Source organism: Anaerotruncus sp. G3(2012), assembly GCF_000403395.2.
Taxonomy (GTDB): domain Bacteria; phylum Bacillota; class Clostridia; order Oscillospirales; family Ruminococcaceae; genus Anaerotruncus.
Genome location: NZ_KE159677.1, coordinates 72,745 through 92,273 on the forward strand (window position 1 = coordinate 72,745; position 19,529 = coordinate 92,273).

Consider the following 19,529-nt stretch of genomic DNA (forward strand, 5'->3'; position numbering starts at 1 on the left):
GCAAGGCAAACTGAGGGGGCGTCGCGCGAAGCGCGCTTCGGGCTGAAAGCCCGAGAAGACCCCCGAAGAAGGGCGCTTGCGCCCCGGAAGTTTGGTCTGGAACCCAAACTTCCGTTGCCTCACTGCCCCTCGACCCCGCCACCTTTGAAAAGGTGGACGAAACTTTTGACTCGGTATAAACAGATTCTGTGAAGATTGCAACGGGTTCGGCGGAGCGGGTAAATGCACCCTGACTGCCGGGATAGGGAGCGCCGATCCAGAACCTGTGAGCCAGTTTGCAGGGGGCTTTGGAACGGAACCGAGACACACCGAGGCGGGCATCCTGCGCCCGGAAGTGTGGTCAAGGAGCATGATTTCTGCTGTCCTAGTCCCAGCCACCCCTGGCTGCTTCCCTGCTGCGAACCGTGTCACGTATTTTGAAGTGCTAAGGCAGGAGAACCGCTTTACTGCCTTTTTCAGGCAGCTTTTAAAAAAATATGGTCAGAATCGGGATCGTGATGAGGCTGGTCAGTGTCGAGATAAAGACGCACTTGGAGGCAAACACCGCATCCGCCCCATACTTGTCGGCGAGGAAAGCGGTAGAACTGCCGACCGGCATACCGGTGAGAACCACCGAGATCTGGAGGGTGAGCAGATCGGTCCCAAGCAGGCGCAGGATCGCCAGTGTTCCCAGCGGGAACAGGAACTGCCGCACCGCAACCAGAATAAATGCCTTTTTGTCGAGCACCGTACGGGGGCTGACGCCCGACAGGATCATGCCGATAATCACCATGCCCAGCGGGGTGCTCATCGCCCCCAGAGCCGAAAGCGCCTTGTTCAGCTGCTGGGGAATCGCAGGCTGAAAGAGCATCCGCAGCACGCCCAGCTCGACCGCGATGATCCCCGGGTTGAGCATGACATTTTTGATCCGCTGTTTCAGCGGCGCATCGGTGAACAGGCTGATGCCAGCCGACCACATCATGATCCGGTTGGGGATGATGAACAGGCTGCCCAGGAAGAGTCCATCCTGACCATAGGCATCCTGTATGACCGGCAAGCCCGCGAAACCCGAATTGCTGACAAGGGTGCCATATTTCATGATGCATTTTTCCCTTGGGTTGCACCAGTTGTAGGCATACCTGCCGAACACGAGTGAGACCAGTGCGGAAATCGTGGCAATCGTGAGCACCGAAGCGCCCCGGTAGAGCGTCTCCATGGTGAATTCCATGTCAAACGACTGGAACACCATGCAGGGGATCGAGACATAAAGCAGGAAGTTGGTGAAGCTGGGCTGGGCAGCTGCCTTGACCAGATCGGTTTTGCGGCAGATCCAGCCGATGAGCATATAGAGGAAGAGCACCGACTGGATTTCGGCCATGCGGAAAAACTGTTCCAAACGATTCGACGACCTTTCCGGAAAAAATGCCCCGCCCTGCGCAGAGCTGGACGGGGCTGTGTTACGTCAGGTGATCGGCGCAGGGTTAAAGATGCACATATCGTTGTGGAAGCCGTACTGATCCGAGTAAGGCTCCTTGACACCGCTTGCGACATCCAGAATCAGGTTGAAGATCTCGGTGCCGACCTCGGCGATGGTCGCTTCGCCGGTGGCAACCGGCCCTGCTGAAACATCGATCAGATCGAACCAGTGGTCCTTCATCTCGTTACGGCTGCATACCTTGATGACCGGAGCCACATCCAGGCCATACGGGGTGCCGCGCCCGGTCATAAAGACCTGGAGCCCGATCCCGCTCGCCACCTGGCTCGGCCCGCAGACAATGTCGCTCGCCGGGGTGGCGGCGTAGATCAGGCCATGCTTTGTGGGCTTTTCGGCGGGGGAAAGCACCTCGACGATCGGGCTGGTACCGCTCTTGGCGATCGAGCCCATGGCCTTCTCGACAATGTTCGCCAGGCCGCCCTTCTTGTTGCCGGGGGTGGGGTTGGCGTCGCGGTCCACGCCGCCCGCGTCGAGATAGTCGTCATACCATTTCATCTCTTCGGCCAGACGGTCGCGGGTATGTGCGTCCGGGCAGCGCGCGGCGAGCATATGTACGCCGTCACGCACCTCGGTGACCTCACTGAACATCACCGTACCGCCGCCCTTGACCAGCAGGTCGGCCGCGTAACCCGCGCTCGGGTTGGCAGTCAGGCCGCTGAACGCATCGCTGCCGCCGCACTGCATCCCAATGAGCAGCTCGGACAGGGGCAGCTCCTCGCGCCGCCGCTGATCGAGCTTTTTCAGCTTGGTTTCCGCCATGTCCAGGATCGCCTGCATCATGGCATCATGGCCCTTCCAGTCCTGTAGGGTCAGGCAGTTTTCGGGGGTGATGTCCTCGGGCGGGAGTACCCGGTCGTAGGTCAGCTTTTCGCATCCCAGCCCCACCACCATGATCTCGCCGCCGAAATTCGGATGGCGGATCACATTGGTGATCGCGCGGATCGGGATAACCGCCATCGGCGCGTTGATCGCAACGCCGCAGCCGTAGGGATGGTTGATCGCAACCACCCCATCCACATGGGGGTATTTGGGAAGCAGTTCCTTCTTGATCCGCTCGACCGCTACCCGCACCACGCCTGCCGCACACTGCACAGTGGTCACGATACCCAACAGGTTACGGGTGCCGGCAGGGCCGGTTTTGTTGCGGTAGCCCATCCAGGTTTTACGCGGCGGGTCGGGCAGGTCCTCGACCGGGACAAGATTTGTGCCGAATGGCATGTTGTCCAGCGCGGGGCTTTCGGGCAGGTCGAGCATATGCTCATTGATCCAGCTCCCCATTGGGATTGCATCCTTTGCATATCCCAAAACCACCCCATAGCGGATGATCTCTCCACCCTTTGGAATATCTGTCAGGGCGATTTTATGCGCCTGCGGGATCGGCTCACGGGCGGTCAGGCCCGGCAGGACCAGGGTATCAGCCGCGATATCCTGAACGGCAATCGCGACATTGTCTTTGTCAGTCACTTTAATGACAAGCGGAGCACTCATAATCGAAACCCCCGTTTACTGCGCCGCTTCGGCGGCTTTTTTCTTTTTGTCTTTGGCATTGTCCCACAGCGCGTAGGCGACCGATGCGACAATCAGCAGCCAGATGAACCAGCCGATCGGGCGGCTGAAAAAGACCATCAGGCTACCGCCCGACGCGCTGATCGACTGGATGAAATAGTTTTCGAGGTCTTTGCCGAGGATGAATCCAATCAGGAAGCAGGACGCGGGAATCTTGATCTTGCCGAAGATGTATCCGACAATACCGAAAATGAGCAGCGCCCAGACATCGAAGATACGGCCATTCTTGGTGGCATAAGCACCGACAATGCAGATCATGATGATGACCGGATAGAGCCGCTGGCGCGGGATATAGATGATCTTGCTGATCCACTTGATCGGGTAGAACATGCAGACAAACATGATGATATTGCAGAGCAGCAGCGCCACAAGGATGGTATTCCAGGTATTGGGGTTCTGGGTGATGAAGAGCGGGCCAACCTGGATACCCTGAAGCATGAACGCCGAGATGAGGACCGCAGTGGTCGAGTCGCCCGGGATGCCCAGCGAGAGCAGCGGGATCAGCGCACCGCCGGTCAGGCCGTTGTTGGAGGCCTCGGAAGCAACCAGACCTTCCGCGGCACCGGTGCCGAGCAGTTCCGGATGCTTGGAGAAGTTTTTGGCCTGCGCATAGGCGAGGATCGAAGCAGCCGAACCGCCGACGCCCGGCAGAACGCCCATAAAGGTGCCGATCAGCGAGGAACGGATCAGGTTGACCCCCTGCCCCTTGAAGTCGGCGAACGAGAACTTCTCGGTCGAAGAGGTGCCGTTATCCATCTTCTCGACCTTAAACCGCATCCCCTCTTCCGCCTCTTCGAAGATCTGGGAGATCGCGAACAGGCCGATCAGGACCGGGAGCAGCTGGAACCCGTCCTGCATCTTGCTCCGCATGAAGTCGGGGACCATCCGGTAAGCGTTGTTGACGCTGAACATCCCCATCAGGCTGATGAGAACACCGAAGAAGCCCGCAAAGATGCCGCGCAGCATCTGCCCTTTGGAGAGCGCCGCAATAACGGTGAGTGCAAAGAGGATGATGAGGAATTTTTCAACTGAGGAGAATTTCAGCGCCGCGGCGGAAAGCAGCGGGGTGAAAAGGGCCAGCGCGATCAGGGAGATGATGCCGCCGACAAAGCTGGCAACGATACCAACCTTGAGGGCGCGCTCGCCTGCGCCGCGTTTGGCCATCGGGTAGCCGTCGAAGGTGGTGGTGATCGAGGACGGCGTGCCGGGGATGTTGATGAGGATTGCGGGAATCAGACCGCCCGAAATACCGCCGACATAGAGTCCAAGCAGCAGGTAAAGAGCGGTTTCGAGGTCATAGGCATAGGTCAGCGGCAGGAATACCGCAACCGCCATGGTGGCGGTCATGCCGGGGATCGCGCCGAATATGATGCCGACAACGACGCCCATCGCGGCGACCAGAATCTGCGAAATGCCAATGGTAAAAGGCAACATTCAGTTCACCAGCCCTTCTTAATAAATCGTAAAGCCGAAGTCGGCAAAGGTGATCGAGCACATCCCGCTTGGAAGTGTGATATTGAACACGATGCCGAACATCACGCTGATGAGCAGCGAGGCAACCACCGCAATGACCGCGCTGCCGATCAGCGCCTTTTTGCTGGTGCCGGTGTAAAGCACATTGAAGAGGAAAACAAAGATCAGACTGGTCACCGTAAAGCCGATGACGTCCAGCGCAAAGATGTAGCCTGCAAACAGGAGCAGCGTGCCCCACAGCTTCATCTTGTCATAGTTCTCGAGAAAGAACCTGCCGGGCTTCTGGAAGAACGGCTTGCCCTCCTGCACGCGGGCGCGGCCCTCGGTGAGGATAATGGCGGCAAGCAGAACCACAAGGACCCCCATCGTGATGATCGGGACGATCCAGTGCTCGGTTGAGTACACTACCTGAATCATGAAAACACTCCTTTGGCGATGGATTCTAGCGGCGGGGGCCCTGCCCCCTGACCCCGCGATTTTTTCAAAAAACCGAGTAAATCTTTAAGATTACAGAACAGTTTCCAAACAGGGCCTAGAAAGTGCGGGCGCGCAGAACTGCACGCCCGCGCCGGGAATCCGGAATAATCAGGTCAGGGAGTCAAGGCTGGGGCTGCGCTCGATCAGCTCGGAGCACATCTCGCGTTTGTCGTAGATGAACTTCTGGGAAGCCTCCACGCCAACCTCGTCAGCGCTCAGGGTGTTGTAGAAGAGTTTCGCCATATCCGCCTGGAACTGGGGATCCTCGGTGACCTTCTTCATCGCCGCTTCATACTCGGCCAGAACCGAAGCGTCCATATCCTTCGGGAAGTACATTGCGAAGTCCTTCGCAAAGTCGAACGGAGCGCCGTTGAAGGTGACGCCATCATCCGCCATCGAATCGATCTCAACACCGTTGACAGTGCCGCACGAACCGAACATGGTCATCTTGAGCTGATCCTGTACGCCGTCCTCGGTGTACTGGGCAAATGCGGAGGTATCGCCATAGATGACATCCGCATTGCGGTCCCACAGGCGCTGGAGCTTCTCAGCGGTGGTGCCGCCAACGATCGCTTTGATCCGTCCGGCAACCTCGTCACCATAGGTTTCCTGCACATAGAGATAGTAGGCTGCGAAGCAGAGGTGGGAGGTTGCGCCCGACTCAATATTGAACGAAACGGTCTTATCCGGGTTGTCGATCAGGTACTGGGTGACCTCGCTCAGCTTGGCGTAGGGGGATTCCGCCGCAGCGCCGAAGCAGCCGCCCGGGTTCTGCCCAATGCGCGGGCCGACCGTCATTGTCTCGAGCGCGTAGTCCTCGGAAACCGAGCCGAACAGGACGCTCAGGAAGGTCATGTCGTGGAACATCATGACTGTTTTTCCGTCTCCCTTGGCGTTGGCAATCTCGTCAAGCGCGGCCGCGTTTCCAATCGCGTCGACCTTGCCGTTGAAGCCCATCTCAGCCGAAAGGTAACGGGTGACCAGGTCGGCGATCATGTAGGAGTCGCCGGAGGTGGAGGTGGAGCCGATAACCACGCGGACGTTCTGCCCTTTCAGGCTGCTCGCACCCGCGCCGGCCGGAGCCGCTGCCGCAGGGGCGCTGGAATCGCCGCCCGAAGCGGCGGGTGCTGTGCTGTTGGAGCCGCCGCCTACTGTGCAGGCCGCCATAGAGAGCGCCATCGCGCCGGAAAGCAGCAGAGAGACAAATTTTTTCAGTTTCATAAAGTTTCTCCTTCTTCTTTTCATAAAGTGTTTGATCCATACGGTAGGAATCGACACTGCCCGACCGCTGTGATTAAAGAATAACAAACTTTTTGTAAAGTTTCTATTGACAAAAAAGAAAAAACAAGGCTCCAAATTTTTCATCCTCTCCAATTTTTCACAAATTGAAATCTTCCTTGATTTTTTGTGAAATTTATATTTCGTTTTTATCCCTATTTTACTTGAGATATGGATAGATGGGTTTCCAGTTTTAGATTTTGACAAAAATAAAAATGCATTCTTATGCACTTTACCAGTTTACAAATGCAGACCTGATTCTGTAATCTTAGGCTCAAACTGTTTATTATTAGAGCCTGTATTTGTAATCAGGGGATGCTGGATGTGCGAGGGATTTTGCTGCCCCGCAAGGCGAAAAAATGCAGACAATCCTTTGTGTATTACAGGATTTTTCGGCACAGCAGGCCGGAAAAAGGCCCTCTCAGATCGTGCCGAATGGTCGCGAATACGGGTCCTTAATAAGGAAAGGAACATACCACTATGGAAAAAACGCTCCAGGAACTCTGCCGGCAGTACCGCCGCTATCGGATGTGTGTACTGGCCTTTCTGCCGCTTCTGGGCGCTGCGGCAATCTGCGCCTTTTTCAACCGGACGCTCACCCTCCTGCTGCTGGGAACGGCGGTCGCCTACCAGCTTTTCTATCTGCGCCGCCGCCAGAAGCAGTATCTGCGCGAGCTGATCCGCGCCAATCTGGAATCCACCGTCTGCCAGAAGCTGGGCGCGGAACCGCCGGAGGAGCGGGGCGGGGGGACGGTCACCCCGCGCGCGGTGCGCGCCGCACAACTGATGCCGTTCGACGAAACAGAGGGCTGCTGCCTGTTGGTGCAGGGGATCACCGGGACGCTCGGCGGGATGCCGGTGTCGGTCTGCGACGCCACCTTCGGGCAGACATTCCATTTGGTGAAAAACGGCCGCAAACGGGTGCACTTCACCTGCGGCGTATGGGTCCGGCTTCAGCTTCCCGCCGATACCGGCGCGGACTGGCGGCTGCTCGACCCCGACGCGATCCCCACCCCGATCCGGCAGGATTTTTATGCCGCCCAGTCATCCCTTGAGCCTGCCGGGACGCTGGACGACCGATGGGTGTTCTATCGTGCGGCAGGGGAGCCTTCCGGGAAGCTGCTCCGCAAAGCGGGCGAGCTGGCGGGTTATACGCCCGGCAAAGCGGCGTTCTCATTGCAGGGGGACACGCTGACCGTCTTTCTGCGGGACCGGTTCCTGGCGCGCCCGGTCTCGATGAAAAGCGCGCCTACCGCCGCGCTTCTGCAATTCGACCCCTTGCCCGAATTAGACTATATCCTGCGATGTGCGCAGTCACTGACGGCAAAAAAGTGAGATAAATTTTTCAGAAATGAAAAATATTGTTTCTAATTTTGAAATTTCAACAGATTGGACAGGGAACTGCTGCGCGTTTCGTGGTTTTGCCTATTGTATCCGGCGCACGAAATCTTTACACTAAAAGACGGATTCGACACAAATCCTGAGCCGGCACTGTCAGGCCGATGCTGAAAACCGCGAAGGCCGCTTCTGTCTGCGGCCATCATTAAGGAGGGCATCCTATCATGTACAAACCTTATGGCATTATCCCGCCTATCATCACCCCGTTTGATGAAAACGGACGCATTGATTATCCCGCGCTTGCCAAGATGGCTGTCCATCTGGTTGACAACGGTGTCCATGGCCTGTTCCCCTTTGGCACCACCGGGGAATTTTATGCTGTCTCGGATGAGGAATACGTCAAGGCGATCGAAACAGTGCGCGATGCTGTGGCCGGCAAAACCAACCGGTACGGCAAACCCATCCAGCTGATTGCAGGATGCAGCCATATCACCACCCGCGAGGTTGTGCGGCTGATCAAGCTGGTGGAAGGGGTCGGTGGATATGATGCCGTCAGCGTTCTGACGCCGATGTTCGTCAGCCAGACTCAGGATGAGCTGTATGCCTACTATAAGACGATTGCCGACAGCACCACCATGCCGGTCATTATGTATAACAACCTGCCCAAAACCAATGTAACCATCACCCCCGCGACTGCTGCGCGTCTGGCGAAGGACTGCGGCAACATCATCGGCGTGAAGGATTCCACCGGCGACATGACCAATACCGGTGAATATCTGCGCCTGACGATGGAAGAGCGCGACCATTTCAACGTCATGATGGGCCGCGATACCCTCATCTATGCCGCGCTGCACTATGGCTGCTCGGGCGCGGTGGCATCCTGCGCAAATGTGGCGCCCCGTGTGGTTGCCGATATCTACGACAAGTTTATGGACGGGGACTGGAAGGGCGCTCTGGAAGCCCAGTACCGCCTCGCTCCGCTGCGCATCGCCTGCGGCATGGGTACCTTCCCCGAGGTGATCAAAGAGGGGCTTGTCCTGCAGGGAATCCCGGTCGGAAAATGCCTCGAGCCGATCGCCGAGCTGCGCCCCGACGAGAAGGAAAAGCTGCGTCAGGTGCTTGTTGACATGAATCTGATCTGAAATCGTGCATCTTTTTTGAAAAGGAGAAATGACCTTATGATCCCAACCGTTGCCAAAATGGAAGTTTATCCGGTCGCAGGCCATGACTGCATGGAACTGAACCTTTCGGGCGCGCATGCCCCCTATTTTACCCGCAACATCGTGATCCTCACCGACTCCAACGGGGCCGAGGGCGTGGGCGAGGTGCCGGGCGGCCAGAAGATCACCAACGCGCTTGAAGCAGTGAAAGACCTCGTGATCGGCACCAGCATCGCCGACTATAAGCAGACGCTGAACAAAGTACGCGCATGGCTGGATGCAAACATCAAGGACGATGTGCGCGGCCTGCAAACCTTCGACCTGCGCACCGGCGTACATGTGGTCACCGCGATCGAAGCGCCTCTGCTCGACCTGCTGGGCAAATTCCTCGACGTCCCGGCAGCCGCACTGATGGGTGACGGCATCCAGCGGGATCGGGTGCAGTTCCTCTCCTACCTCTTCTATGTGGGCGACCGCAAGAAAACCGACCTTCCCTACGAGGAGGAGCCGGACGCCGAATGCGACTGGTACCGCCTGCGCCATGAGGAGGCAATGACCCCCGAAGCGATCGTTGCGCTCGCAAAGGCAACCCACGAGAAATACGGATTTGTGGACTTCAAGCTCAAGGGCGGCGTCCTCGCGCCCAAGGAGGAACTGAAAGCGGTCCAGGCGATCAAGGCGGCGTTCCCCGAGGCGCGTGTCGACCTCGATCCGAACGGCTGCTGGAGCCTTGCGGAAGCGCTCGAGATCGCCCCGCAGCTGAAAGAAGTCCTCGCCTACTGCGAGGACCCCTGCGGTGCGGAGAACGGGTTCTCCGGACGTGAAGTCATGGCCGAATTCAAGAAGGCGAGCGGTATGCCCACCGCCACCAACATGATCAACACCGACTGGCGCCAGATGTGCCACTGCATCGCGCTCAACAGCGTGGACATCCCGCTGGCGGACCCGCATTTCTGGACGATGAACGGCTCGGTCCGGGTGGGCCAGCTCTGCAACGATTTCGGCATGATGTGGGGCTGCCATTCGAACAACCACTTTGACATCTCGCTGGCAATGGTGGTCCAGTGCGCGGCCGCGATCCCGGGCAAGATGAACGGCATCGACACCCACTGGATCTGGCAGGAAGGCCGCGAACGGCTGACCAAAGAGCCGATGCAGATTGTGGATGGATGCATCGACCTGCCGAAGAAGGGCGGCCTTGGCATTGAGGTCGACCGCGAGCAGGTGATGAAAGCGAACAAGCTCTATCTGGACAACTGCCTCGGTGCACGTGATGACGCGATCGGGATGCAGTACCTGATCCCGGGCTGGAAGTTTGACAACAAGCGCCCCTGCATGGTACGCTAATACAAATAACAACGACCGGCAGGCCGGGGATTCCTCCCTGCCTGCCGGTTTTACAGGAGGAAAAGCTGATGAACCAACCATTGCGCAACGATGCGGACAAGATCATCTCCGCCAGCCTGAAAGCCGTCCTGCCCGATTCCGCGGTGCAGCGCGCATTGAAGTCCTACCAGCCGCGGGGCGGTAAAACCCTGCTGGTCGCTGCCGGGAAAGCCGCCTGGCAGATGGCCAATGCCGCAGTGCAGGCGCTCGGCCAGGTGGACGGCGGTGTGGTAGTCACCAAATATGACCATGTGATGGGGCAGATCCCCGGTGTCGACTGCTACGAGGGCGGACATCCGGTGCCGGATGAGGGCAGCTTTTCCGCCACCGGCCACGCGCTTGAGCTGGTCAGGGGCCTGAAACCCGAGGACACGGTTCTCTTCCTGCTTTCGGGTGGCGGCAGCGCGCTGTTTGAACAGCCGCTCGTTTCGGGTGAGGAGTTACAGGACATCACCCGCCAGCTGCTCGCCTGTGGGGCGGACATCGTTGAGATGAACACCATCCGTAAACGGCTCAGCCGGGTCAAGGGCGGACGGTTTGCCGAGCTTTGCGCACCGGCACAGGTGTTCAGCATCGTCCTGAGCGATATCCTGGGCGACCCGCTCGACATGATCGCCAGCGGCCCCGCCTGCCCGGACGCTTCCACCTGTGAGCAGGCGGTTGCGATCGTGGAAAAATACCACCTCAATTTCTCGGAAAAGGCGATGGAGCTTCTGCGGCAGGAGACCCCGAAAGCGCTGGACAACGTAACCACCCAGATCACCGGCAGCGTGCGGGAGCTTTGTTCCGCGGCGGCAGCGGAGTGCCGCGCGCTTGGGTATGAGCCGGTCCTGCTGACCGACCGCCTGAGCTGTGAGGCCCGGGAGGCCGGCGGCTTCCTCGCCAATATCCTGCGCACCCACGCGGACGACGGTCGCCGCATGGCGTGGATCGCGGGCGGTGAAACGGTGGTGCACCTGACCGGAAAGGGCCTGGGCGGACGCAATCAGGAGCTGGCACTCGCGGCTGCACCGGGCATCGCGGGCCTGACGGGTGCGGCTGTCTTTTCGGTGGGCAGCGACGGGACCGACGGCCCCACCGACGCGGCGGGCGGTTATGTGGACGGTGAAACCGGGGCTGCACTGCGCGCCAAAGGGATCGACGTATTCGGCGTCCTGCGCGAGAACGACGCTTACCACGCCCTGAAAGCGGTGGATGGATTGATTATGACCGGCCCGACCGGCACCAATGTCAACGATGTTGCGGTCGCGCTGCTCAACGGTCAGGGGGCTGGCGCATGAAACTCGTGATTACCGCCCGGGATTTCTCCACCGGGGACCCGCGCCCGCTTTCCCTGCTGGAAAGCTCCGGTCTTGCGATCGAGGACCACAGCACCGAGGGATTCAGCACGAGCACCAGCCTGGAAACGATGTATGACGTCCTGAAAGATGCCGACCTTGCCATCTCGGGGCTGGAACCGTATCCGCGCGCGCTGATTGAGCGCCTGCCCAACCTGAAACTGATCTCCCGCCGTTCGATCGGCTATGATTCGGTCGATCTGGACGCCTGCCGGGATCACGGGGTTACCGTGTGCCGCGCACTGGGGGCAATCGAGGGGGCTTGCGCCGAGCTGGTAATGGCCTATGTCCTCTATTTTGCACGCCGCGTCCACAAACAGAACGCCCAGATGCAGCAGGGGATATGGCAGCGGAACTATACGTCCGGCACCAGCGGAAAAACACTGGGGCTGGTCGGTTTCGGCGGGATCGGAAAAGAAGTCGCACTGCGTGCGGTTCCGTTTGGGATGCGGGTCCTCTACTACTGCCGCCATCCGCGTCCCGAGTGGGAGGAGCAGTATCGGGTGCACTATGCCCCGCTGGACCAGCTTTTGGCAGAGAGCGACTATGTCTCAGCCAATATGCCGCTGACCGATGAGACCCGCCGGATGTTCAACGCGGAGCGGTTCGCACAGATGAAGCCGGGCAGTGTGTTCATCAATACCGCCCGCGGGCCTGTGATGGATGCAAAAGCCCTGCGCGCCGCATTGGAGAGCGGGCATCTGGCGGGCGCCGGCGTGGATGCCTACGACAGCGAGCCCTGCACCGATTCGCCGTTGGCCGGCTGCCCGAACGCGGTGCTGACACCGCATACCGCTTCGTTTACCAACGAAGCGTTTACCCGGTTAAACGAGGTTGCCGCACAGAACCTGCTCGATTTCCTGGCCGGGCATCTGTCCGAAAAGAACCGTCTGGTGTAAAAAGGCGTTTTTAGGGGCTGACCGCTCATCTGGGCGGTCAGCCCCTGTTTCTGTATGCCGGACCCGGCACAGCTTTTGCCGCGCGGCTCCTCACCCCGCCGTTTTTAACCGTCCGGACACAAGGCGTTGTAGTTTGGGGGCGCCCGTGGTATACTATAATCGAAATACGGCAAAAAGGCCCAAACATTCTAATGACAAAAGGGAGAGTTTCAATGGCAAAGCTGGTCTGGAAACCGGGCGCACTGCTCGCGCCGTCCCCTCCCGCATTGGTGAGCTGCGGGACAGTGGAAGCGCCCAATCTGCTGACCATCGCATGGACGGGAATCGTCAACACCCGCCCTGCAATGACCTATATTTCGGTACGCCCCGAGCGGTACTCCTATGGCCTGATCCGGGAATCGGGTGAATTTGTCATCAACCTGACCACCGCCGGGCTGGTGCGCGCCGCGGACTTCTGCGGGGTGCGGTCGGGACGTGAACTAGACAAGTTCGCCCACTGCGGCCTGACCCCTGTTCCCGCATCGGAGGTTTCCGCACCGCTGATCGAGCAAAGCCCGCTTTCGCTCGAATGCCGGGTAAAGCAGATCCTCCCGCTCGGGAGCCACGAGATGTTCCTGTCGGAGATCGTCGCGGTGGATGTGGACGAGCAGCTGGTCGACCGCGAGGGGAAACTCCACCTCTCCAGGGCGGGGCTGGCGGCCTACGCGCATGGGGAATACTTCGCCCTGGGGGAGCGGCTGGGGACGTTTGGATTCTCGGTCCGGAAAAAGCCGCCCCGGAAACAGGCCGGCAGGCGGGCCAGATAAAACCATCAGTTTAATGGAGGGAAGGGACAGGTTACAATGAAAGACGGATTCATAAAAGTGGCGGCAGGGACCCCGGAAATCCGGGTCGCTGACTGTGCCTATAACGCGCAGGCTTCGATTGCGCTGCTCAGGCAGGCGGCGGAACAGGGGGTGCACCTGCTGGCGCTTCCCGAGCTGGGGCTGACCGGGTACACCTGCGGCGACCTCTTTTTCCAGCCAGCCCTGCTGGAAGGCGCGAAAAAGGCCCTGCTCGCACTCCGGGAGGCGAGCAGGGCGTATCCCGCAACGGTGACAGTCGCGGGCCTGCCGCTTTCCGCAGGGGGCAAACTCTATAACTGTGCGGCAGTGGTCCACAATGGACTGATCCTCGGGGTCGTCCCCAAAACCCACCTGCCCAACTACGGCGAGTTTTACGAACAGCGCTGGTTTGCATCCGCTTCCAGCTGGGGCAGGCTGCATGACTATATCACCATATCCGATGGCCTGCCGCAGGAGGAGGACTGTGTCCCCTTTTCGGCGCAGCAGGTGTTTACCTGCGAAACCATGCCCGCGTTCCGGTTTGGTGTGGAGATCTGTGAGGACCTCTGGTCGGCCGAACCTCCGTCGGTGCGGCTCGCGAAAGCGGGTGCAACGGTGATCGTCAACCTTTCGGCAAGCGACGAGACGGTCGGAAAGGCGGATTACCGCCGCAGTCTGGTTGCCGGACATGCGGCTCGTCTGGTCTGCGGCTATCTCTACGCCGATGCGGGCGAGGGGGAATCGACCACCGATGTGGTCTTTTCCGGGCATAACCTGATCGCGGAAAACGGTGTGATCCTGGCCGAGAGCCGGCGGTTCAGCACCGGCCTGACGGTCAGCGAAATAGATGTCCAGAAGCTCGCGTGGGAGCGCCGCCGGATGACCACCTTCCCGGCGCATCAGGACGAAGGCATCCTGCACACCTCCTTTTCGCTCCCGGCCACAGAAACCCGGCTGACCCGCAGCATCCCGGACAAACCGTTCATACCGTCCGACCCGGCGGCACGCGAACGCTGCTGCGAGGAGATTTTGCAGATACAGTCCCACGGGCTGAAAAAACGGCTGGCACACTCCCATGCACAGACCGCTGTGGTCGGCATTTCAGGGGGGCTGGACTCCGCTCTCGCCCTGTTGGTCGCGGTACGCGCGCTCGACCTGCTGGGCCGCCCACATACCGATGTGGTCGCGGTCACAATGCCCTGTTTCGGCACCACCGCCCGCACCAAGGGCAATGCGGAACAGCTCTGTGAGCGGCTGGGGGTCACGCTCCATCAGATTGACATCAAAGCGTCTGTCGACCTGCATTTCGCAGACATCGGGCACGATCCCGCCAGACAGGATGTGACCTTTGAGAACGCACAGGCGCGGGAGCGCACCCAGATCCTGATGGACATGGCCAACCGCACCAACGGTATGGTGATCGGCACAGGGGACCTTTCGGAACTTGCGCTCGGCTGGGCGACCTATAACGGGGACCATATGTCAATGTACGGAGTCAACGGGGCGGTGCCCAAGACGCTGGTGCGGCATCTGGTGGCATACGAGGCGGAGCGGTGCGGCGATGAAACCCTGCGCGGCGTTCTGCTCGACATCCTCGCCACCCCGGTTTCTCCTGAGCTTCTGCCGCCCAAAGAGGGGGAAATCCAGCAAAAGACCGAGGACCTTGTTGGCCCGTACGAGCTGCACGACTTTTTCCTCTATTACGCGATCCGCTGGGGCTTTTCCCCCGCTAAGGTGTTCCGTCTGTCCGAGCACGCTTTTTCCGGAACGTATAGTCGGGAAACCATCCTCCACTGGCTCAAAAACTTTTACCGCAGGTTCTTTGCCCAGCAGTTCAAACGTTCCTGCCTGCCCGACGGGCCAAAGGTGGGGTCGGTCTCCCTCTCGCCGCGCGGCGACTGGCGGATGCCCAGCGATGCGGTTCCCGCGCTCTGGCTGGAAGAGCTGGAGCATCTGGACACATAAGAACCCGCGCTCATAAGCGGGGATGCTGGATAGGCGGGGGATTTTTTCGTCCTGCAAGGCGAAAAAACGCAGACAACACTTTGTGTAAGGAAAGGAAATGGCGATAGAGATGCTCGAGTCTGTTTTTCTATCCCTGTTCACATTGACCCTGATCGGATGCGTGGCGGCAAAACTCCCGATTTTGTACGCGCTGATTGTGGGGTATCTGATCTTTTCGGTCTATGCGCGGCTGCGTCAATATTCGGTTCCGGCGATCCTCAAGATGTCGGCCGCAGGGATCCGCACCGCAAAAAACGTGCTGATGACCTTTGTGCTGATCGGGATGCTAACCGCCCTGTGGCGGGCCGCAGGCACCATCCCGACGATCGTCTGTCACGCGGCAGACTACATACGTCCTTCGGTCTTCCTGCTGATGTCGTTCCTGCTCAACTGTCTGGTTTCGTTCCTGACAGGGACGGCCTTTGGGACAGCCGCGACAATGGGCGTCATCTGTATGACTATGGCGCGTACCATGGGGGTGGACCCGGTCTGGGCAGGCGGAGCGGTCCTTTCCGGGGCCTACTTCGGTGACCGCTGCTCCCCGATTTCGACCAGCGCCCTGCTGATCTCGGAGCTGACCGGAACGAACATCTTTCAGAACATCCGCGGGATGACGCGCACCGCGGCACTCCCGTTTCTGATGAGCTGTGCGATTTATGCCGCGGTTGGGGTTTCCTCCGCGCCTTCCGGAAGCGGCAGCTCGGCACAGGTCCAGCAGACGCTCTCTCCGGCGTTCCGCCTCGGCCTGCTGACCCTTCTGCCAGCGCTGCTGATCCTCGTCCTTTCCGTGCTCCATCTCAACATCAGGCTGACCATGCTCTCAAGCATCGGCGCGGCATTGTTTATCTGTCTGTTCTATCAAAAGATGGACGCCCTTTCGGTTCTCCGGCTTCTGGTGGCAGGCTACCATTCGTCCGACCCGCAGGTTGCGGCGCTGATGGACGGCGGGGGCATCCTCTCGATGGTCAATGTTGCGGCGATCGTGACCATCTCTTCCTCCTATGCGGGGATTTTTCGGGAAACGGGGCTGCTGGACGGTTTGAAGGGAAAAATTGGTGTTCTGCGTCGGAGGTATTCGCTCTATACGGTGGTATTCTGGGCTTCGATCGCCGCAAACGTCATCATTTGCAGCCAGACAGCGGCAATTATGCTGGTGCACCAGACCTGCGGTTTCCCGGAGGATGATGGTCCCACCTTCGCAATCGCGCTGGAGGATACTGTCGTAGTCATTGCGCCGCTTATCCCATGGTCGATCGCTGGGACAGTCCCGCTCGCTTCGGCCTCCGCGCCCATCGGCAGCCTGCTGACTTCCTGTTATCTCTATCTGATCCCGCTATGGGGCCTGTTTGCGCAAAGCTACCGGAGGAAACAGGCCCTTCGTGCTGTCAGGCCGCATTGATTTCCGCTGTGAAACAGCCCCGTCCAAATGGATGGGGCTGTTTTGGGTCATAGTCCGTAGCTGGTGAGGATGTGTTCGTACTTTTGCAGGGTTGCACTGCAAACCGCATCCACCTTTTGGAAGTCCATCGCGTCGATGTAGTAAGCCTCGAGCCGGTCGTGGAGGGATTTCGCCTCCGCGAGCAAGCGCGCTGCCGAATCAAGCATCTGTGCAGCCGCTTTTTTGTTGAATGCGATCCGCTTCCGGGATTTTTTGAGTGCGCCTGCATCGGTAAACCGGCGGGCGCGGATGATCTTATACGGCTCGATCTGCGGGTCGAGATGCTCACTTTTGGTCATAAAGCCCAGCCGCAGTTCCGGAAGGAACAGATGCTCAAGCTTCTCAAATGGGGCAAGCGGACAGTAGCAGGTGTAAAGGTCGAATCCGGATTCGAGCGCCTGTGCGCGCAGGGCGTTAAGCAACAGCCGTGAGGATGCGCCGTAGGCGTCCTCCACAAGGTAAATCCGGTCGCAGAGCGCGTCCGCCGTTTCGCTGAAAAGGGTGATCCCCTTGTTGGTCACCGCGGAGAGGAACCGCACTGACTCCTTTCCCCGTCCGCCGGGGGCGTGCCGGAATTCGTTCTGCGCGATCCGTCCGGCCGCTTTGACCACCTTGGCCGCAGAGGTCGCATCAAGCGCGATCCGGTATGTATCTCCGAGCAGGCTCCCGGCGGCTCCAAGGAACCGGCAGCAGTGCTCATGGCAGCGGCTGATTCTTGCCGAAAGGGTCATGAGCTCCAGCCGGTTCTCATAGAGCCTGTGTTCGTCCCAGCAGGAGGAAAGATCGACAATCTGCTCGAATGCTCCAGGATATTTAGGCTCGATTACATGGGTAAGCGTGCGTTCCCGCTAAAATCCTCTGCCTGCTCTCACACTGAAAGCCTGTCTCATGGTGAGCTGGCCAGAGCACCTGCTGCGGACGGGCGGCATCCAAAATCGCACCGTTCTAAAAATTCCAATGGATTTCAACCCGCTGCTCTCCGGTTACAGGGTCCCGTTCCCCAACCCCAACCCACTCGATCAATGTCCAAACGAATGGCCGGAGCGGAAATGCGTCTGGTGTGGGCCGGGATAGGCAGCATTCGGACGGCGCAAGTGCAGCGATCTTTCGGATCAGCTGCTCCCGCTCGGCAAGACAGGAACGGTTCAGCAGGCCGAACTGCTCGCGGTCTATAATACCGTCTGCGCGGTCAAAATAAAGGGTATGCAGCGCACGTTCACAACGAGTGAGGGCGGCGTACAGCCGGGGCAGCCCGGACGCAGGAAGCGGTCCTGGCGCGCTTTGGCAGAGGTCCGCTATCTCCGCTGCTGAAAGATACTGGGTGAGCCGGGCGTGAATCCGTCCCGCGATCTCCTGTTCCAGCAGGTCAAGACGGACCGAATGCCGGGAACAGGCGGTTTTCTCCTGTATGTGGCGTTTGCAGTGGAGGTAGTCCCGTCTGGAGCTGCCGGAGCCGGCGGACGACTTGACCAGCGGCCCTCCGCAGTCGAGACAGCGCACCCTGCCCGCCAGTGGATGCGGTTCCCCTCTTCCCGTCGAACGGGTGCGGGCCTCCAGCAGATCCTGCACCGCCTGGAACGTTTCCTTCGAGACGATCGGCTGGTGTGTGCCCGGACAAACAATCCATTGTCCGGCTGGGACCGGAACCAGCCGGTCGGACTTATAGCTTGGCTTGCGTCGGGTCCCCTGCACCAGATCACCCGCATAAACCGCGCTTTTCAGAATCCTGCCAACCGCAGTTGCACTCCACATCGTTTCGGAGCTGTCCTGCCCGGGATGCTCCTGCGCCAGACGGTAACGGGAGGGGCAGAGGACCCCAGCGGCATTCAGCTTCTGGGCGATCCGCTGCTTTCCGTCCCCCGACAGGAACAGCCGGAAGATTTCCTGCACCGTTCGGGCGGCCACCGGGTCAACCAGCAGGCGGTTGTGGTCGCTTGGGTCCTTGCGGTAGCCGTAGGGGGCGAAACTGCCGATATACTGCCCGCTGCGCCGTTTGAGGTCGAGCACCGCCCGGACATTTTCCGACAGGTCCTCAAGATACCACTCGTTCACCAGCCCGCTGATCTGACGGGCTTTTTTGTTGCCCTTGCGGGCGGTGTCCTCGTTGTCCACCACCGCGACAAACCGTATCCCCCAGAGCGGGAACAGCCCATGTATATACCGCTCGACCAGCTCGAGATCGCGCGCAAATCTGGACTGGGTTTTGCAGAGCAGGATTTCAAACCGCCCCGCCTCCGCCGCATGGAGCATTGCGTTGAAACCCGGGCGGCGGCGGTCGGCGCCCGAATAATCCTCGTCCGAAAAAACCGCGCAGACCTGCCATCCCTGCTGCGCGGCATAATCAAGAAGCAGGGCTTTCTGGTTCTGGATGCTTTCGGATTCCTGCTGCTTTTCAGCGTCCTCTTTGCTTAAACGGCAGTAGAGCGCGGCGCGCGGCTGGAGCATCTCACATCCTCCTTTGGCGGAACAGGGGTGCGTAACTGGTTGAGCAGCCTGTTCAATGCCTGTTTTCGTTCGGATTCCCGGGTGTTTGCAAACACCTCCTGCACCTGAAACACAGTTTTTTTCATCGAAAAATCCCTCCGCAACAGGGTATGGAGGGATGCCTGTACAATATGAACCCCCCGTCCGAAAAAATACGGGCAGGGGGTATGCGTTGCCATTCAGCGCATCAGGCGGGCGGTCTTTTGCCTGCCGCCGCCTGTTTTTAAGTGTTTTGGCTCTTTTGATCGTGGGATGCCGGATGGCAGCAGCCGCTGCATCCCGCACAACCGCCCGCGCAGCCTCCGCTCTTAAATTTCTTCCAGACGTGGCGTCCGGCAAGAACGGCAGCCAGTGCGATCACCCCACCGATGATCCAGTCGATCACCTTTCT

At 59.4% G+C, this 19,529-nt stretch carries 17 protein-coding genes; 8 read left to right on the forward strand and 9 right to left on the reverse strand.

Annotated features, from left to right (window positions below; all coding sequences use genetic code 11):
* Nucleotides 1-466 precede the first annotated feature (466 nt).
* From C814_RS18540 to C814_RS18560, 5 genes are all read right to left on the reverse strand, one after another.
* On the reverse strand, nucleotides 467-1,375 hold the full coding sequence (locus tag C814_RS18540; RefSeq protein WP_016316956.1) for an AEC family transporter: 909 nt from the start codon (nucleotides 1,373-1,375) through the stop codon (nucleotides 467-469).
* A 66-nt stretch (nucleotides 1,376-1,441) separates the two neighbouring features.
* Entirely contained in the window at nucleotides 1,442-2,962 is a 1,521-nt protein-coding gene (garD, locus tag C814_RS18545) for a galactarate dehydratase (protein WP_016316957.1), read from the reverse strand.
* A 15-nt stretch (nucleotides 2,963-2,977) separates the two neighbouring features.
* On the reverse strand, nucleotides 2,978-4,474 hold the full coding sequence (locus tag C814_RS18550; protein WP_016316958.1) for a tripartite tricarboxylate transporter permease: 1,497 nt from the start codon (nucleotides 4,472-4,474) through the stop codon (nucleotides 2,978-2,980).
* Between the two features lie 18 nt (nucleotides 4,475-4,492).
* Nucleotides 4,493-4,930, reverse strand: a complete 438-nt coding sequence (locus tag C814_RS18555; RefSeq protein WP_016316959.1) for a tripartite tricarboxylate transporter TctB family protein — start codon at nucleotides 4,928-4,930, stop codon at nucleotides 4,493-4,495.
* A gap of 168 nt (nucleotides 4,931-5,098) precedes the next feature.
* The gene (locus tag C814_RS18560) at nucleotides 5,099-6,211 is read right to left on the reverse strand and encodes a type 2 periplasmic-binding domain-containing protein (RefSeq protein ID WP_016316960.1); all 1,113 of its coding nucleotides are present in this window, start codon (nucleotides 6,209-6,211) and stop codon (nucleotides 5,099-5,101) included.
* A gap of 537 nt (nucleotides 6,212-6,748) precedes the next feature.
* Between C814_RS18560 and C814_RS18565 the strand changes: the two genes are divergently transcribed.
* The 8 genes from C814_RS18565 to C814_RS18600 all read left to right on the forward strand — a co-directional run bounded on the left by C814_RS18565 (nucleotide 6,749) and on the right by C814_RS18600 (nucleotide 16,615).
* The gene (locus tag C814_RS18565) at nucleotides 6,749-7,603 is read left to right on the forward strand and encodes a hypothetical protein (protein WP_016316961.1); all 855 of its coding nucleotides are present in this window, start codon (nucleotides 6,749-6,751) and stop codon (nucleotides 7,601-7,603) included.
* Between the two features lie 227 nt (nucleotides 7,604-7,830).
* Nucleotides 7,831-8,748: a dihydrodipicolinate synthase family protein gene (locus C814_RS18570; protein WP_016316962.1), complete on the forward strand. Its 918-nt coding sequence runs from the start codon at nucleotides 7,831-7,833 to the stop codon at nucleotides 8,746-8,748.
* Nucleotides 8,749-8,784: 36 nt separating this feature from the next.
* Nucleotides 8,785-10,113 carry an enolase C-terminal domain-like protein gene (locus C814_RS18575; RefSeq protein ID WP_016316963.1) on the forward strand — a complete coding sequence of 443 codons (1,329 nt, stop codon included), beginning with the start codon at nucleotides 8,785-8,787 and terminating at the stop codon, nucleotides 10,111-10,113.
* A 68-nt stretch (nucleotides 10,114-10,181) separates the two neighbouring features.
* Nucleotides 10,182-11,432: a glycerate kinase type-2 family protein gene (locus C814_RS18580; protein ID WP_016316964.1), complete on the forward strand. Its 1,251-nt coding sequence runs from the start codon at nucleotides 10,182-10,184 to the stop codon at nucleotides 11,430-11,432.
* Complete coding sequence (locus C814_RS18585) at nucleotides 11,429-12,388, forward strand: phosphoglycerate dehydrogenase (protein WP_016316965.1); 960 nt, start codon at nucleotides 11,429-11,431, stop codon at nucleotides 12,386-12,388. The genes C814_RS18580 and C814_RS18585 overlap by 4 nt, the downstream gene beginning before the upstream one ends.
* A gap of 212 nt (nucleotides 12,389-12,600) precedes the next feature.
* Nucleotides 12,601-13,194 carry a flavin reductase family protein gene (locus tag C814_RS18590; RefSeq protein ID WP_016316966.1) on the forward strand — a complete coding sequence of 198 codons (594 nt, stop codon included), beginning with the start codon at nucleotides 12,601-12,603 and terminating at the stop codon, nucleotides 13,192-13,194.
* Nucleotides 13,195-13,230: 36 nt separating this feature from the next.
* On the forward strand, nucleotides 13,231-15,177 hold the full coding sequence (locus C814_RS18595) for an NAD(+) synthase (protein ID WP_016316967.1): 1,947 nt from the start codon (nucleotides 13,231-13,233) through the stop codon (nucleotides 15,175-15,177).
* A gap of 97 nt (nucleotides 15,178-15,274) precedes the next feature.
* Nucleotides 15,275-16,615, forward strand: coding sequence for a Na+/H+ antiporter NhaC family protein (locus tag C814_RS18600; protein ID WP_016316968.1), 1,341 nt, complete (start codon nucleotides 15,275-15,277; stop codon nucleotides 16,613-16,615).
* 47 nt (nucleotides 16,616-16,662) lie between these two features.
* On the opposite strand, the gene C814_RS18605 is transcribed toward C814_RS18600, so the two are convergent.
* The 4 genes from C814_RS18605 to C814_RS23155 all read right to left on the reverse strand — a co-directional run bounded on the left by C814_RS18605 (nucleotide 16,663) and on the right by C814_RS23155 (nucleotide 19,523).
* Nucleotides 16,663-17,385, reverse strand: a complete 723-nt coding sequence (locus tag C814_RS18605) for a hypothetical protein (RefSeq protein ID WP_016316969.1) — start codon at nucleotides 17,383-17,385, stop codon at nucleotides 16,663-16,665.
* A 214-nt stretch (nucleotides 17,386-17,599) separates the two neighbouring features.
* Nucleotides 17,600-19,099 (reverse strand): recombinase family protein, encoded by a 1,500-nt coding sequence (locus tag C814_RS18610; protein ID WP_016316970.1) that lies wholly within the window; start codon nucleotides 19,097-19,099, stop codon nucleotides 17,600-17,602.
* On the reverse strand, nucleotides 19,063-19,224 hold the full coding sequence (locus C814_RS23895; RefSeq protein WP_016316971.1) for a hypothetical protein: 162 nt from the start codon (nucleotides 19,222-19,224) through the stop codon (nucleotides 19,063-19,065). The genes C814_RS18610 and C814_RS23895 overlap by 37 nt, the downstream gene beginning before the upstream one ends.
* Before the next feature lie 137 nt (nucleotides 19,225-19,361).
* Nucleotides 19,362-19,523, reverse strand: coding sequence for a FeoB-associated Cys-rich membrane protein (locus C814_RS23155; RefSeq protein ID WP_022788539.1), 162 nt, complete (start codon nucleotides 19,521-19,523; stop codon nucleotides 19,362-19,364).
* Between the last annotated feature and the right edge of the window lie 6 nt (nucleotides 19,524-19,529).